Source organism: Cryobacterium sp. LW097, assembly GCF_002205495.2.
GTDB lineage: Bacteria > Actinomycetota > Actinomycetes > Actinomycetales > Microbacteriaceae > Cryobacterium > Cryobacterium zongtaii.
The window spans coordinates 1603092-1617252 of the sequence record NZ_CP021992.1; the positions used below are offsets into that span (position 1 = coordinate 1603092).

The following is a 14161-nucleotide window of genomic DNA, read 5'->3' on the forward strand; positions in this document are numbered from 1 at the left end:
CGTTCGCGGGAGCGTTGCGCGGTGCCGCGTCCGGTCCGGAATCCGGCGCCGGATCGGTTGGGGCACGTCGCGTAGCTTCTGCAGGCCCCGGCGGTGCTGGGCCCGGGGGAGCTGTCCGTAGCGGTGTTCCTTCCAGCGGTGGCACCGCGCTCAGCAGGCCCGTGCCCACCCGGCCCTCACCCACCACAACCGCATCCGCGAGCCGCACCGAACCCAGCGACACTGAACCCGGCGACGACGCTGAACTCAACGACGAACCCTTCGCGTCTGCGCCTGCCGCGTCCCTTCCCACAGGGTCGCCGTCGGTATCTTCCGCAATCGTCGCGTCACCTCAGCCGGGATCAGGTTCGGCCGTGGCCGGAGCCCTGCCGGGCGGGATGAGCCAAGCGTCGGCTTCACCTGCCGATCCCGGCGCCACCCCGATCGGCCCCGGCATCGTCGCCGCGGTCGGAGCGGGGGATGCCGGTGTCGGATCCGGAGCCGGCCCCGCTGCGCCGATGGCACCGGCCTTGGGCCAGCCGGCGGGAACCGCCGCCACCGGGCACGCAGCACCCGCTACTACCGGGAGCACCGACACCAGCATCGCCCCGATCGGCACCGCGGCGAACGGCACTGCCGCGGACGAAACTGCCGCGAACGGAACTGCCGCGAACGGAACTGCCGCGAACGGCACCGCCGCGGACGGGGCCGCGTTGATCGCGACCGCAACGGCCGCCACTGCCGCGACCCCTAGTGCCGCGACCGCCGCTGCCGCGACCATCATTGCCGAGACCACCCCTGCCGCGAACGGGACCTCGTTGACCGCGGCCGCAGCGACCGACACTGCTCCGACCACCACTGACGCGACAGTCACCGACGCGACAACCACCGACGCGACCGCCCCTGCCGCGACCGCCTCTGCCGCGACCGCCTCTGCCGGCACCGCGGCTGCCGCGACCGGCACTGCAGCGACCGGCACCGCAACGACCGGCCCTGCCGCGACGGCGACTGCAGTCACCGGTGCTGGCACGACGGCGATTGCGGCGACCGATACTGCCGCCGGCGCCGCCGGTGCCGTGGGGTCGCCCCGGACGCCCGGTGCGGCTACAGACGAACCCGCTGGCGCTGAGGCACCAGCGGCCGGCCTCACTCTGGCGGCCGCCTCCGGGCCGGTGGCCGCGGTACCCGTCAACGGCTCAACCGCCGGTGCCCCGGCGCTGCCGCCCTCGACCGGTCCTGCCGTTCCGGCGCCGCTGGCGAGCCAGGTGGCCCGTCCGCTGTTCACCCTGGCGGCCGCCGGACCCGGCGAACACACCATGTCGATCAGCGTCACCCCCGATGAGCTCGGGCCGGTCCTGGTGCGGGCGCAGATCAGCGCCACTGGCATCCGTCTGGAGCTCTTCGCCCCCACCGACGTCGCGCGGGACGCCCTGCGGCTCATCCTGCCCGACCTGCGCCGCGACCTTGCCGGCGGCGCACTGTCGGCGAGCCTCGACGTCTCCACGCGCAGCCAGCCCGGCGATGCCGGCTCGTCGGGCCGGCAGGACCGCCCCGCCGCCGACCAGCCCGGCCAGGGCAACGCGGCGCTCGGCGGAGATCCGCGCGGAGCCCAGGACCGCCGCCGGGAATCCGGTGCACCCGACCAGTGGCTGCGGTCCCCGCCGATCGGCGCGGATACGGCGGACGCCGCGGCTGACCCGACCCGATCCGACCTGGCCAGGGGACGTGTTGATGTTCTCGCCTGACCCACCGCCCAGCAGCACCTCACCCCGCCGCTCACTCCGCACGCAGCCTCCCAGAAATGAGATCCCATGACAATCGACGCCGTCGGCTCCGTGTCCACCGCAGCCGCAGACTCCAGCGCCGGAGCCAGCCTCTACTCGACGACACCGGTGCGCACTCCCAAGCAGACTCTCGATTCCGAGACCTTCATGTCGCTTCTGGTGGCCCAGCTGCGTAACCAGGATCCGAGTTCACCCATGGACACCAACCAGATGATCTCCCAGACCACCCAGCTGGCCATGATGGAGAAACTCACCGCGCTGTCCACCACCGCGGACGAGAACTTCTCGCTGCAGATGCGCACGGCCGCAGCCGCTCTCGTCGGACAGAACGTCACCTACACGGATGCCACCGGCGCGAGCGTCACCGGCATCGCGTCAGCGGTCTCCTACGCCGGCCCGGTGCCCCAGGTCACCGTCGGCACGGCCAGCGTGGCTCTCGACGCGATCTCGGGGGTGACCGCCCCCACCGGGTGATCCGGCTCCGCGCCCGCACCCAGCGAGCCCGCCACTCGCCAGCTCGATCTGCACCAACGCGACACACTCCCGCAAACCGGGCGGGGTCGCCGCATCCCTACTCCGTCATCACCTTCTGAAAGGCAGCACTCATGCTTCGCTCCCTGTACTCCGGCATCTCCGGCCTTCGCGCCCACCAGACCATGCTCGACGTCACCGGCAACAACATCGCCAACGTCAACACCACGGCGTTCAAGGGCTCGGCCACCCAGTTCCAGGACACCCTCTCGCAGCTCACCCAGGGCGCCGGCGGCCCGGGCGCCACGACCGGCGGCACCAACCCGGCACAGGTGGGCCTCGGTGTGCAGGTCGCCGGCATCGCCACCAACTTCGCGCAGGGGTCGTCGCAGGCTACCGGCAAGGCATCCGACATGCTCATCTCCGGCGACGGGTTCTTCCTCACCCAGCAGGGCGGCGAGACCATCTACACCAGGGCCGGCTCCTTCGACTTCGACTCCGCCGGTCGCCTCGTCACCCCGTCGGGTGCGATCGTGCAGGGCTGGGGCGCGGTGGATGGCGTGGTCAACGAGGGCGGCGCTGTCGGGGACCTGTCCCTGCCGCTGAACGCGGTCGTTCCGGGCAAGGCGACGAGTTCGGTCGCGATGAGCGGCACCTTGCCCTCTGATGCTGTCGGAGGCACGCAGCTGCTGCGAGACATCAAGGTCTACGACGCCTCGGGTGCTGCCCGAACGGTCTCCCTAACCTTCACCAAGGCTGCGACGGGCAGCGGTTGGGGTGTCTCGGGTACCGATGGCGGCACTGCGGCAACGACCACGCTGGGCTTCACCGGCAACGTCGTGACGTCCGGCGGCTCACTCGTCATCGGTGACCCCGCCGCCGGCGGAATCACCGTGGACCTCAGCGCGCTGAACGGCCTGGCCGGTATCAGCACTGTGGGGGTCAAGTCGCAGGACGGCAGCGCCCCCGGCTCGCTCGAGTCCTACACGTTCGGCAAGGACGGCACTCTAATCGGTCTGTTCAGCAACGGTGAGCAGAAGGCGCTGGGCCGGATCGCCCTCGCCACTTTCACCAACCCGGGCGGGCTCGAGAAGACCGGCTCGAACGGATACCGGGCCACCTTCAACTCTGGCACCGCCGAACTCGGCGCTCCCGGTTCCGCCGGCTTGGGCTCGCTCACCGGTGGAGCCCTGGAGATGTCCAACGTGGACCTGTCGCAGGAGTTCACCAACCTGATCGTCGCCCAGCGCGGCTTCCAGGCGAACGCCCGCATCATCACCACCTCCGACGAGGTACTGCAGGAACTCACCAACCTCAAGCGCTAACGCAGCGCACGTGCCGGCTTGATCAGGCCCTGGGCGGTGCTGTTGTTTCTGGCGGCCCGTCCCGGGTGCGGCCGGGCATCTCGATGAGTGTTTGGCCGGGGTCGATGGTTGTGGGTGGGCGGAGCCAGTAGCGGCCGGTGTTTTCGAAGATCTGCCAGTGCTGGTTGTGGAGCAGCAGGTGGTGGGCGGGGCAGAGCAGGATGCCCTGGTTGATGTCGGTTCTGCCGTGGTCTCTGAGCCAGTGTTCGATGTGGTGGGCTTCGGTGAACGCCGGTGGGCGGTCGCAGCCGGGCCACCTGCAGCCGCCGTCGCGGGCGGCGAGGGCCCGGCGTTGGGCCCGGTTGAACAGGCGTTGTTCGTGGCCGAGGTCCAGGGGCCGGTTGAACTCGTCGACGGTGATCTCAACACTTCCCGAGTCGCAGATGAGGCGTTCGATGGTTTCGGGGGAGACCGGGGCGTTGTTGCCCTCGATGTAGCCGTGCCCGGTTTGGCCGGGTAGGCAGATCAGGATGTTGTCGGCGGCGGGTTCGCCGGCGTTGGCCGGTTCTGCCGGTCCTGCCGGTTTCGCGGGCGCTGCGGGCCGGGCCGTCGTGGCGGTGGTGGTGAGGATCTGCACGGCGGGGCGGCGGCCGCCGAGCATCTCGTTGGGGTTGATGGTGGTGCCGGCTTTGAGGAGGTCGAGGAAGCCGTCGCAGGTGATTTGGCTGGTGTTGCGGGGGTCGTTCTTGACGCGTTTGGCCCAGGCGGCGCGTTCGGTGTCGACGAAGCGCACGCCGCCGCGGCGGGGGCTGGTGAGACTGTCGAAGGTGGCTTTGATGAACTCGCCCTGTTCCGGCGGGAAGAGCCCGTCGATGCGGACCTGGCCGGTGTTCAGGGTCCAGATGCGCAGGTAGCGGTCGTCCCAGGCTTTCTGTTCCCGCACCCTAATGCCGGCCTCGTCGAGGCTGTCGCGCGTCTGCCGGGCCCGTTTGAGGAGCTGGTCCACGTCCATCGCCGCGGCGTCGGCGAGCAGCCCGGCGAGGGCGTCGGCGAGGACCGGGCCGGTGACGACGGTATCGATGTCGCCCAGGCCGGTGCGTAGGGCGTGCGCGGCATCGATCGAGAGGGTGCCGCCGGTCACGGCGTGCGAGATCGGTGCGTGCCACGGCATCGGCGCCGGCAGCGGAACGACCGGAGCGACCCCGTCGTGGCCGTCGACCCCGTCGAGCCCATCAGGGATGTCCGGGTCCAGCGCCCCCTCGAGTAGCCGGCGGGCCGCTTCGGCGTCGATCGCGGCGGCCTGCGCTTGGGCGTCTTCGACCTCGGCGAGCATCCGGCCCACCCCCACGAGCTTGCGGGACTCGACCTTGCTGGTGCCGGTCAGCTTCTGAATCAACCCTTCGGGATTGAGGAAACCCTGCTGCGCAGCCAGACCGGACTGGCCCAGCTCCCATCGGGACCGCTGGGCCAGGGTCTTCGCCAGCCACGCCTTGCGGGTGTCCAGCTCGCGTTGGGCCCGGGCCAGGGTCTGCTGACCGGACAGGACAGCGGCATCCGTGAGCTTGTCGTAATCGACACTGCAAGAGCCCAGTCGGGCCACGTCGACCGCCGCATCCACCAGCCCATCGCCGCGGGAAGCGGCGAAGGTGTCTGCGATACTCGACTGGTTTGTCATGCCCCGAATCTAGCCCGATTCCGAAACTTTGTGTGAGTAAAAGTCAACTTGTGGATAACCTCTTTTTTGGGCCATTCCTGGGCCCCGTGCGTTAGCTTGACCTCATGGACGCACGAGCGATCGGCTATGGGGGACACATGAGAACGGCAGCAGCCAGGGCCACGCGGGCCGGAGCCATCCTCGCCGCGGCTGCGCTCTGCCTGGGCGTTGCGCTGGCCCCGGCACCGGGCACCAGCGAGGCCAATGAAGCGGCGGCACCGTGGCGCGTCACCGAGCACGCCGGGGCCGGGCTCGCCACCGACCATGACGCCATCATGGCTCGGGAGATCTACCCCGGCCACACCCTTGCCGAGCTGAACTACTCGCCTCAAGAGCAGGAGTGGGCGCTCTACCAGAAGCCTCTGGGTGACGCCGCGAGTGTCATCGAGACCGAGTTCGCCGACGACTACGCCTACTGCTACTTCGGAGAGTCGCACACCTTCACGATGGGCTTCGCCGGCGATGCGCCGGCCGGGGCGATCGCGGTGCTCGATGCTACCGGTCTGCCCTACACCACCGTCGAAGGCCTCGGCTTCTCTGCGACCGAGTACCAGGCCGCCGCTGACGCCGTGACAAGCCAGGTCGTCGATGCACTCGACGAGGCGGGACTGAGATCGACTGCAGGATTCACGGTCGGGTCGGATCCCACCACTCAGCCCCGAGTCATCGTGGTGTCGATCATGGGTGACAACGCCGCAAGCCGCCAGGCGGGGATGGCCGCTGTCGGCGCACCCACGATCAGCGCGCCATTCTCGGTGACCGTCCTCGAAGGCGACGGGATGCCCACCGTGGTTGCGTTCTAGCCCGCACGGCTCCGGCTCACATCGCGGCCGCTAACGCAACGCAGTGAGCAGCCGACAGTGGTTGTCGACGGCTGCTGGAGTCGTCCGGGAACCAGGGACGGGTCCATGATCGTTGTAACCAGGCTGAACGACAGTCAGTTCGCGATCAATCCCGACCTCATCGAACGCATCCACGTCAATCCGGACACCACCCTCGTGATGGTGGATGGCGCCAAGTTCATCGTCACCGAGAGCCTGGCCGAGGTCATCGAGAAGATCGCGGCCTACCGGGCGCACGTGATCGGCCTGGCCTACAGCTCCGGTGACGGTTCCGTCGTCGACCCCGACACCCGGCCGGACGCCGTTGTCCCCCTGCGCCCCCGGAGGATATAAATGGATCCCGCAACCCTGATCGGCATCGTGCTCGCCTTCGGCGCGCTCTTCGCGATGATCACCATCGAGGGCTCGCACATCACCGCGATCCTGTTGCCCGCCCCGATCGTGCTGGTTTTCGGCGCCACTATCGCCGTCGGCGTCGCCGGCGGAACCCTGCGCGACACCGTCAAGGCCATCAAGGCGCTTCCCGGTGCCTTCCTGGGTAAGACCACCCCGCCCCAGAAGCTCATCGACCAGGTCGTCGGTCTGGCCGAGAAGGCGCGCAGCTCCGGGCTGCTCGCCCTCGAGCAGGAGGCCGACACGATCACCGACCCGTTCCTGCGCGGGGCACTGCAGAACATCGCCGACGGCACCGACGGTGATGAGCTGCGCATCCTGCTCGAAGACGAGATCGCCACCCGCACCAAGGAGAGCCGTAACGCGGCCAAATTCTTCACCACCCTCGGCGGCTATGCCCCCACGGTCGGCATCATCGGCACCGTGATCTCGCTCACCCACGTTCTCGAGAACCTCGACACCCCGTCCACCCTCGGCCCGATGATCGCCGCCGCGTTCGTTGCGACGCTCTGGGGGCTCCTGTCCGCGAACTTCCTCTGGCTGCCGATCGGCAGCCGGCTGAAGAGGCTTTCCGACATCGAGGCTGAGCGGATGATCCTCCTCATGGAGGGCGCGCTGGCCGTGCAGGCCGGCAGTCAGCCACGCCTGCTCGGCGAGCGGTTGCAGGCCATGGTTCCGATGGCATCCGCCAAGGGCGCCAAGGCCGGAAAGTCGTCGTCCAAGCCGCTCAAGAAGGCCGCGTGAGCGGACGCGGCCGGGGCCGTGGTCGCGGACTCGAGGAGGAACACGAGGAGCACGTCGACGAGCGCTGGATGGCCTCGTACATGGACATGGTCACCGTGCTGATGTGCATGTTCATCGTGCTTTTCGCCATGTCGACGGTGGACCAGGCCAAGTTCGTGCAGTTGAAGAACTCGTTGGCGACGGGCTTCGGAGCGGTGGACGTGGGCAAGGTGGACACCGCGGAGGGCATCGTGGTGCCGGCCGACCTTGTCGACACCCCGGCGGTGAACCAGGATGTCGGTCTCACCGACCTCGATCTCGCGATAGCCGAGGTCAGCGACCTCACCGCGGTGCAAGCGGCCATGCAGGCGGCGCTCAGCGCGGTCGGCCTCGACGCCCTCGTGGAGTACACCATCGACGAACGCGGCCTCTCGGTGGGCCTGATCGGCTCCGAGACCTTCTTCGAACCCAACGTCGCCACCCTCAGCGGCCAGGCGGTCTCGGTGCTCGACACCATCGGCCCGTTGCTGGCCGGCAGTCAGCGCGGGGTGTCGGTGGAGGGGCACGCCGACCGGCACGGCGTGACCATCAACTACCCGACCGACTGGGAGCTCTCCAGCGCCAGGGCCACCCAGGTGCTGCGGCACCTGGTGGAGCGCACCGGGGTGGCCCAGGACCGGATCGGCGCGATCGGATACGGTTCGGCCCGGCCGGTGGACACCGGTGACGACCTGGCCGCGATGGCCCGCAACCGGAGGGTCGACGTGGTGCTGCTCTCCAATCAGCCAGACAGCGTGCGTGCCCTGATCCCGTCGGTGCTCGACGGCACGGCCGTGCCCGACGAGACGGCGCCGGCCAAGAGCGTCCCGGCCAAGAGCGGCCACAAGACGGGCAGTGACAAACCCGTGGTCAGCTCCGGCCACTGAGGTCCCGGAATCCGCCGCCGGCCGGGCAGCGTCCGCCCAGGAACAGGCTTGCCCGGATAACCTTCAATTCCAGGCTCCGTCAGGAAGGTCTTTCATGGCCAACGACAAGACCATTCTGAAGACCAGCGCTGGAGTTGAAGCGCTCCTCACGCTATTCCGGTCTGAAACCACGCTCTTCCCGTCCAACACGGCGATTGTGCTCGAAGCTACGGCTATTCCTTCCGCCGCGACAGGGCAATTTGATGCTGTCTACGGGCGGGCCCTCAAGCGCTATCTCGACGCAGCGGCCCGCACGGGGATTCGCTACGCCGGAGCGCCTCCCTTATCCGGTGCTCAGGTGATGCTGGCGGAGATTCGAGTGACACCGCCAAGAGCAATGCGGACGATCGGACGAGAGATCCAAGGCAAGGGGGGTACGGGTACGGAATGGGTGGCTCGATGGACATGGGACCTCGCCGGGATTGAGTCCATCGACGGAGAGCTGCTGATTCAGACAGCGGTCGATGCAATCACACTGCCCGTGCCCCGACGGTGAGGCTGGCAGCCGCAGCAGCACGATGGTCGAGACCCCTCGCGCGCAGCATATTCTCTCAGTGAGCACCGGTGAGACAGGTGCTCACAAGACGCGTCCATAGATGACGACGTCCAGCCTGTCGGCGCCGATCGGCAACGCCTGACGAAGAACTCCCTCTCGTTCGAACCCGAGCCGTTCGGCAACGGCAGCGCTACGTCTATTACCCACCGCCGTTCGAATCTCAATGCGGCGAACAGCAACGGATTCCGCGTGCTCGATCATCCGGGCACAAGCGCGAGTCACTACCCCGCGCCCCTCTGCTTCTTCGTCGATCCAGTAGCCAAGCTCGGCAGTGTGCAGACACGCATCGATTCTCAGAGATACCGATCCGATGGCCGTGTCGCCGCGCAGGATCATCCCAGGCACTGCGGACCCTGTGGCGAACTGCTCGAGCTGGAATTGTGTATACGCCGCGGTTCCCTCCAACGTCTGCTCGGTCTGAGCCCATGGCTCCCACTCGCGAAGTCGATCGAGGTTTTTGAGGGTGAGATCACGCATTTCCGTGACACTGTCCTCGGTGCGCAATACCAGCGCATATCCCTCACCCAAGTCACCGAATTTCATTCCTCCAGCCTCCCGCACCGAGATCGAATTCACCAGGCACGTCTTCACCGCGCTGATAGATTGTGCGCCATGTCGGTCTCGTTCGAATGCGCCACAGAGTCCGTGCTTGCTCCTGAACGCCTCTTCGATCTCGCACGGGACATCACCGCTCACACGGATTCCATGTCGGGTTTCCGGGAGACGGCGGTCGGTGGTGTCCACAGTGGGTTGATCGGCCTCAACGAGGACGTCACCTGGCGTGCGTGGCACTTTGGGCTACCTCTGCGAATGACAAGTCGGATCACCGCCATGAGCTCGCCGCGAAGTTTCACCGACGAACAGACGCGCGGGCCGTTTCGCTACTTCACCCACGAGCACGTATTTCGCCCGCACGGAGAAGGCACTCTCATGATTGATCGGGTGTCGTTTGCGGCGCCCCTGGGGCTCCTCGGTCGGGTAGTCGAACGCTTGGTGCTCGCCAACTACATGCGGAAACTGATCGAGCAGAGAAACGCGTTTCTGCAGAAGATCGTCCGTTAGGTGTCCCGTGACCGAAGTGCGTCACGACCCCTGAATTTCGAGGGCGAGAATGTCTCTATGAGCAGAATGCGCAAGCCGCGGCGTCCCGATGTCACGACCGTCGAGCTGGTCGGGGGAGCCGAGGCGCTCACACTCCAGCTCCACCCCTATGACGGGCGCTGGGCGGGCACCTATCTGGAACACCGGCGGCGGATCAGCGACGCTCCCACGGTAGGGGAGATCGGGATCCAGCACATCGGTTCCACCTCCGTCCCCGGACTGGCAGCGAAGCCGATCATCGACATCGTGGTCACGGTGGACGACATCACCGCTGAAGAGGACTACCTGGATGCGCTGTTGGACGCCGGATACGAACTGCGGGTCCGCGAACCGAGACATCGCCTCGTGCGCACGCCGGCACGCGACGTGAATGTGCACCTCTTCGAACACGACGATCCTGCCGTGGACGGCTACCTCCTCCTGCGTGATCATCTCCGTTCCGATACGGAAGACCGCTCCCTCTACGAGAACACCAAGAGGGAACTGCTCAGCAAACGGTGGGACGACATGAACGATTACGCCGACGCCAAGACTGAGGTCGTCATGGCTATCAAAGCGCGAGCGAGGGCAGCGCGCGGACGCTGATGCCGGGTCAGCAGGTCCGGAACGGGCCGAGGGGTTCCCGCCGGAACAGTCACTCCGAGGGGGCGAGTCGAGCCAAGAGATCAGCGAGGGTCTCCCGCTCGGTTGATGTGAACAGGGAAAGAATCCGCTCCTCGGCCGCGAGGTGATCGGGGAGAACCCTGTTCAGCAGCTCATGTCCGGGCTCCGTGAGCTGCACGAGTTTTCCTCGACCGTCATCGGAGCTGGGTTTCCGGGTGATGAATCCCGCGGCCTCCAGGCGGTTCAAACGCTGCGCTACGGCGCTGCTGGAGATCATGCTGCTTGCGGCCAGCGCTGCAGGGCTGATCCGATACGGTGCACCCTGACGCGCCAGAGTCGCCAGGACGTCGAAAGTGGCGGAATCGATGCCGTGCCTTGCAAAGGTCGCCGAAAGCCGCGCGTCCACTATCGCGGCTGCACGACTCAGACGTCCGATCACGGCCATCGGTGACGGATCCAGATCGGGTCGTTCAATGCGCCACTGCTCGATGATGTGGTCAACATGATCCATGAACTCAGCTTATAGCTAAGGACTTAGCTAGTATTGCTAAGTGCTTAGCAAACGAATGTCTCTCCTCCTGGTCACCGCTGCCGCGCCCGTGATGTGGGGCACGACGTATTACACATCGACCACTTTTCTCATTGGGGGACACCCCCTCCTCACCGCCACTCTGCGCGCGCTTCCCGCGGGTGTCGTACTGCTCGGCGTCTCGCGCCAGCTGCCACACGGGGCGTGGTGGTGGAAATCGGCCGCACTGGGCATTCTCAATATCGGTGTCTTCTTTGCGCTGCTGTTCGTTGCGGCAGAACGGTTGCCCGGCGGTGTCGCTGCGGTCGTCGGCGGCATCCAGCCGCTGCTCATCGCGGTGCTCGCATCCGGCGTGCTCTCTGAGCGCGTGGGGAGCAGAGTGCTTGTCGCCGGTGCAGGAGGGTTCGCCGGGGTCGGGCTTATCGTGTTGCGCTCTCAGGCTGGCCTCGACCCCATCGGAGTGGCCGCTGCGATCGGGGGCGCGGTCTCGATGGCGATTGGAGTGGTGCTCACCAAGAAGTGGTCTGACGGTCAGTCGCCTTTGGTCACCACCGCGTGGCAACTGCTCGCCGGCGGGCTCTTCCTTGCACTGTTGACCACCGTCCTTGAGCCCCTCCCGGCGCTCGCCCCTTCGCTGAGCAACATCGCCGGCTACACGTATCTCTCGCTCGTCGGTACTGCGCTTGCCTACCTGCTCTGGTTTCGCGGCATCAAACTGCTGCCCACCCACATCCCGGCATTCCTCGGCCTGCTCAGCCCCATCGTCGCACTGACCATCGGGCTTGCCGCCGCCAACGAGACCCTGACCTGGATCCAGGGCGCAGGCGTCGCGCTCGTTTTCGCTTCCGTCACAACGGTCGTCAGTCCTTCCCGTTGCAGCCCGACGAAGCTACGAAAGAAACGGCTTTGGCATCGGCAATTTTGCCGACGCCGCTAACATCCGTTTCCGACCGGCCGATAGTGCCAGTCGTGACGGTCCAGGAACACATCAGCACCGGCGTGCCCGGAAAACCCGCGCGGGCGGTGGAAGTCTACGACTTCAGCCGGCCGACGACGCTGGCCCGTGACCACGCCAGGGTGCTGGAGCTGGCCTTCGAGACCTTCGCCCGCCAGTGGGGCACCCAGCTGACCGCCCAGGTGCGGGTGATCTCGCAGGTCACCTGCGAGCAGGTCGTGATGAGCGGCTACGACGAGTACGCGGCCTCACTGCCGGCCACGACCACCATGGTGCTCTGCACCGTCGAGGGCCTCGAAGCGCAGGCCGTCCTCCAGTTCCCATCCGCGGCGGCGCTGTTCTGGGTCGCCCACATGCTCGGCGGCACCGGGCTGCCCGCACCGCCGGAGCGCCCCTTCACCCAAATCGAACAGGCCCTCGTTCGCCGGCTGATGGACGACGCCCTCGAGGACCTGCGTTACTCGCTCGGCGGCCTGCTCACCCTGCCCATCGCGGTCGGCGGCATCCAGTACAACTCCCAGTTCGCCCAGGCCGCGGCCACCTCCGATCTGATGATCGTGGCATCCTTCATCATCAGGGTCGGCGACAAGACCACGGCGGCGACCCTGGCCCTGCCGGCCGAGGCGCTGCTTCCCCAGCTCGGCGAGCCCGGTCCGCCGGTGTCGGCCACCTCGCCGGTGGACCTGCTGCGCGCCCAGCTCGGCTGGGTGCCCGTCGATGTCTCGCTGCGCCTGGCCCACGCGCGGGTGCTGCCGAGCGCCATCCTGGCCCTCGCCGTCGGCGACGTCCTCGCGATCCCGCATCCCACCCACCGGCCGCTCGACCTGGTGGTGGATGGCCGCACTCTCGCCCGGGCTGCCGTCGGCGCCACAGGCTCCCGCCTGGCCTGCATCATCATCGACACCGAGGAAAAGACTCCATGACGATTCATAGCCCCGCCTCCGCCCAGTCACCGTCAGCCGCCCGCGGCACCGGGGTTCTCGGCTCCGGGCTCTCCGACGGCGTCGCGGGTGCGGCTGTCGACGCCCTGCTGACGGTGCTGCCCACGCCCACCGTCCTCACCGCGGCGGCCGGTTCCGGCACCGTCGTCCTCGGCCGCGCCGGGGGAGCGGTGCACGGCGCCGTCGTCGCCTCGTTCGTGGGCGCCACCTCCGCCGACCTCGCCGTGGTGCTGGCCGATCCGGGCTCCCTCGACGCGGCGGCCGGCGCCGACGGCGGACTCGTCTCACGGGAGGACATCATCCGCCCGGCCCTCGAGCGCGCCGCGGTCGTCCTCGGCCTGGGCGTACTGGGCGACGCGCGGATCGACGATGCCACGACGCTGTTCCTCGATCCGGAGACCGTGGTCTTCGATCTCACCGGCGCCGGCGTCACCTTCGGCTGGTTCGCGATCCGCCTGCGCCAGAACGGTGCGGCCGTCGCGGCCGGCGACCGCACCGTGGTCGGCAACCTCGGCCGCATCAACAGCGTCGAGATGGCGCTCACCGTTGAGATCGGCCGCACCCGGATGACGGTACGCGACGTGCTCGCCCTCGAACCCGGCGCCGTCGTCGAACTGGACCGGTCCGTCGGATCGCCCGCCGACATCCTCCTCAACGGCCGGCTGATCGCCCACGGCGAGATCGTGGTCGTCGACCAGGACTACGCGGTTCGGATCACCAAGATCCTCGACGTCGCCGAGAGCCTGACCTAGGTGGACACCGTCGTCGTCGCCCTGCGAGTGATCCTGTCCCTGGCCGTCGTGCTCGGGCTGCTCTGGGTACTGCAACGACGCCTGAGCCGGGGCGCCGGAGCGCGCGCGAACAACGTCGTCACCGTCGTGGGCCGGCAGGGCGTCGGCCAGAAGGCATCCGTGGTGGTGGTGGATGTCGACGGCCGCCGCTTCGTGCTCGGCGTCACCGAGCAGTCGATCAACGTGCTGCACGACGCCGAGACCGACCACGGCGCCGCCCGGGCGAGCCGCCCCGTGCGGGCCGGCTCCGGCAACGATCGGTCGGCGGTGGCGTTCGCCAGGTCGCTGCACGCCGCATCCGGTGGCCCGACCCTCGTGCCGCCGGAAACTGAGATGCCGGCCGACGAGCCGCCCCTCACCTTCCGTCCGCGCAAGGACCGCAGCGCCGGCGCCCGGCTCGGCGGCTCCATCCTCTCGCCGTCGACCTGGCAACAGACCGCCGCCCTGCTCCGGCCCGGCCGGTGACCACCACGAACCACCCTCCCGGCCGGTCAGAGATCGCGGCTCACG

At 67.9% G+C, this 14161-nt stretch carries 17 protein-coding genes; 14 read left to right on the forward strand and 3 right to left on the reverse strand.

Annotated elements, in window-relative coordinates:
- The first annotated feature begins 161 nt into the window (after nt 1-161).
- The 3 genes from B7495_RS19250 (at nt 162) to B7495_RS07365 (ending at nt 3559) form a co-directional block, all read left to right on the forward strand.
- The gene (locus tag B7495_RS19250; protein ID WP_151199557.1) at nt 162-1724 is read left to right on the forward strand and encodes a flagellar hook-length control protein FliK; all 1563 of its coding nucleotides are present in this window, start codon (nt 162-164) and stop codon (nt 1722-1724) included.
- 66 nt (nt 1725-1790) lie between these two features.
- A complete protein-coding gene (locus B7495_RS07360; protein WP_088456000.1) occupies nt 1791-2237 on the forward strand; it encodes a flagellar hook assembly protein FlgD in 447 nt (148 codons plus the stop codon).
- Nucleotides 2238-2368: 131 nt separating this feature from the next.
- The gene (locus B7495_RS07365; protein ID WP_088456001.1) at nt 2369-3559 is read left to right on the forward strand and encodes a flagellar hook protein FlgE; all 1191 of its coding nucleotides are present in this window, start codon (nt 2369-2371) and stop codon (nt 3557-3559) included.
- Between the two features lie 22 nt (nt 3560-3581).
- On the opposite strand, the gene B7495_RS07370 is transcribed toward B7495_RS07365, so the two are convergent.
- Nucleotides 3582-5213 carry an HNH endonuclease signature motif containing protein gene (locus B7495_RS07370; protein ID WP_088456002.1) on the reverse strand — a complete coding sequence of 544 codons (1632 nt, stop codon included), beginning with the start codon at nt 5211-5213 and terminating at the stop codon, nt 3582-3584.
- 137 nt (nt 5214-5350) lie between these two features.
- Here B7495_RS07370 and B7495_RS07375 point away from each other — a divergent pair, with 137 nt between their 5' ends.
- From B7495_RS07375 to B7495_RS07395, 5 genes are all read left to right on the forward strand, one after another.
- Nucleotides 5351-6055, forward strand: coding sequence for a hypothetical protein (locus B7495_RS07375; RefSeq protein ID WP_088456003.1), 705 nt, complete (start codon nt 5351-5353; stop codon nt 6053-6055).
- Nucleotides 6056-6160: 105 nt separating this feature from the next.
- Nucleotides 6161-6427, forward strand: coding sequence for a flagellar FlbD family protein (locus B7495_RS07380; RefSeq protein WP_088456004.1), 267 nt, complete (start codon nt 6161-6163; stop codon nt 6425-6427).
- Nucleotides 6428-7231, forward strand: coding sequence for a motility protein A (locus tag B7495_RS07385; RefSeq protein WP_088456005.1), 804 nt, complete (start codon nt 6428-6430; stop codon nt 7229-7231).
- Nucleotides 7228-8136, forward strand: a complete 909-nt coding sequence (locus B7495_RS07390) for a flagellar motor protein MotB (RefSeq protein WP_088456006.1) — start codon at nt 7228-7230, stop codon at nt 8134-8136. Before B7495_RS07385 ends, B7495_RS07390 begins: the two co-directional genes overlap by 4 nt.
- Before the next feature lie 94 nt (nt 8137-8230).
- On the forward strand, nt 8231-8671 hold the full coding sequence (locus tag B7495_RS07395) for a hypothetical protein (protein WP_088456007.1): 441 nt from the start codon (nt 8231-8233) through the stop codon (nt 8669-8671).
- A gap of 81 nt (nt 8672-8752) precedes the next feature.
- Here the strand turns inward: B7495_RS07395 and B7495_RS07400 are convergent, their stop codons facing one another.
- Complete coding sequence (locus tag B7495_RS07400; RefSeq protein ID WP_088456008.1) at nt 8753-9274, reverse strand: GNAT family N-acetyltransferase; 522 nt, start codon at nt 9272-9274, stop codon at nt 8753-8755.
- Nucleotides 9275-9343: 69 nt separating this feature from the next.
- Between B7495_RS07400 and B7495_RS07405 the strand changes: the two genes are divergently transcribed.
- Nucleotides 9344-9793, forward strand: coding sequence for an SRPBCC family protein (locus B7495_RS07405; protein ID WP_088456009.1), 450 nt, complete (start codon nt 9344-9346; stop codon nt 9791-9793).
- 57 nt (nt 9794-9850) lie between these two features.
- On the forward strand, nt 9851-10417 hold the full coding sequence (locus B7495_RS07410; protein ID WP_166789291.1) for a GrpB family protein: 567 nt from the start codon (nt 9851-9853) through the stop codon (nt 10415-10417).
- A 49-nt stretch (nt 10418-10466) separates the two neighbouring features.
- Here B7495_RS07410 and B7495_RS07415 read toward each other — a convergent pair whose 3' ends face one another.
- Entirely contained in the window at nt 10467-10946 is a 480-nt protein-coding gene (locus B7495_RS07415; protein WP_088456011.1) for a MarR family winged helix-turn-helix transcriptional regulator, read from the reverse strand.
- A gap of 55 nt (nt 10947-11001) precedes the next feature.
- On the opposite strand from B7495_RS07415, the gene B7495_RS07420 reads away from it, so the two are divergent.
- The 4 genes from B7495_RS07420 to fliO are packed head-to-tail and all read left to right on the forward strand — an operon-like array spanning nt 11002 to nt 14116.
- Nucleotides 11002-11901, forward strand: a complete 900-nt coding sequence (locus tag B7495_RS07420) for an EamA family transporter (protein ID WP_088456012.1) — start codon at nt 11002-11004, stop codon at nt 11899-11901.
- A gap of 32 nt (nt 11902-11933) precedes the next feature.
- Nucleotides 11934-12842 (forward strand): flagellar motor switch protein FliM, encoded by a 909-nt coding sequence (locus B7495_RS07425; protein WP_240632441.1) that lies wholly within the window; start codon nt 11934-11936, stop codon nt 12840-12842.
- Complete coding sequence (fliN, locus tag B7495_RS07430) at nt 12839-13612, forward strand: flagellar motor switch protein FliN (protein WP_088456013.1); 774 nt, start codon at nt 12839-12841, stop codon at nt 13610-13612. The genes B7495_RS07425 and fliN overlap by 4 nt, the downstream gene beginning before the upstream one ends.
- Nucleotides 13613-14116: a flagellar biosynthetic protein FliO gene (gene fliO, locus B7495_RS07435; RefSeq protein ID WP_088456014.1), complete on the forward strand. Its 504-nt coding sequence runs from the start codon at nt 13613-13615 to the stop codon at nt 14114-14116.
- Nucleotides 14117-14161 lie beyond the last annotated feature (45 nt).

Bases quoted from the DNA above. Each gene is read 5' to 3' on its own strand.
- B7495_RS07360 (WP_088456000.1), top strand. From the start codon at position 1,791: ATGACAATCGACGCCGTCGGCTCCGTGTCCACCGCAGCCGCAGACTCC.
- B7495_RS07365 (WP_088456001.1), top strand. From the start codon at position 2,369: ATGCTTCGCTCCCTGTACTCCGGCATCTCCGGCCTTCGCGCCCACCAG.
- B7495_RS07370 (WP_088456002.1), bottom strand. From the start codon at position 5,213: ATGACAAACCAGTCGAGTATCGCAGACACCTTCGCCGCTTCCCGCGGC.
- B7495_RS07375 (WP_088456003.1), top strand. From the start codon at position 5,351: ATGAGAACGGCAGCAGCCAGGGCCACGCGGGCCGGAGCCATCCTCGCC.
- B7495_RS07380 (WP_088456004.1), top strand. From the start codon at position 6,161: ATGATCGTTGTAACCAGGCTGAACGACAGTCAGTTCGCGATCAATCCC.
- B7495_RS07385 (WP_088456005.1), top strand. From the start codon at position 6,428: ATGGATCCCGCAACCCTGATCGGCATCGTGCTCGCCTTCGGCGCGCTC.
- B7495_RS07395 (WP_088456007.1), top strand. From the start codon at position 8,231: ATGGCCAACGACAAGACCATTCTGAAGACCAGCGCTGGAGTTGAAGCG.
- B7495_RS07400 (WP_088456008.1), bottom strand. From the start codon at position 9,274: ATGAAATTCGGTGACTTGGGTGAGGGATATGCGCTGGTATTGCGCACC.
- B7495_RS07405 (WP_088456009.1), top strand. From the start codon at position 9,344: ATGTCGGTCTCGTTCGAATGCGCCACAGAGTCCGTGCTTGCTCCTGAA.
- B7495_RS07410 (WP_166789291.1), top strand. From the start codon at position 9,851: ATGAGCAGAATGCGCAAGCCGCGGCGTCCCGATGTCACGACCGTCGAG.
- B7495_RS07415 (WP_088456011.1), bottom strand. From the start codon at position 10,946: ATGGATCATGTTGACCACATCATCGAGCAGTGGCGCATTGAACGACCC.
- B7495_RS07420 (WP_088456012.1), top strand. From the start codon at position 11,002: ATGTCTCTCCTCCTGGTCACCGCTGCCGCGCCCGTGATGTGGGGCACG.
- fliN (WP_088456013.1), top strand. From the start codon at position 12,839: ATGACGATTCATAGCCCCGCCTCCGCCCAGTCACCGTCAGCCGCCCGC.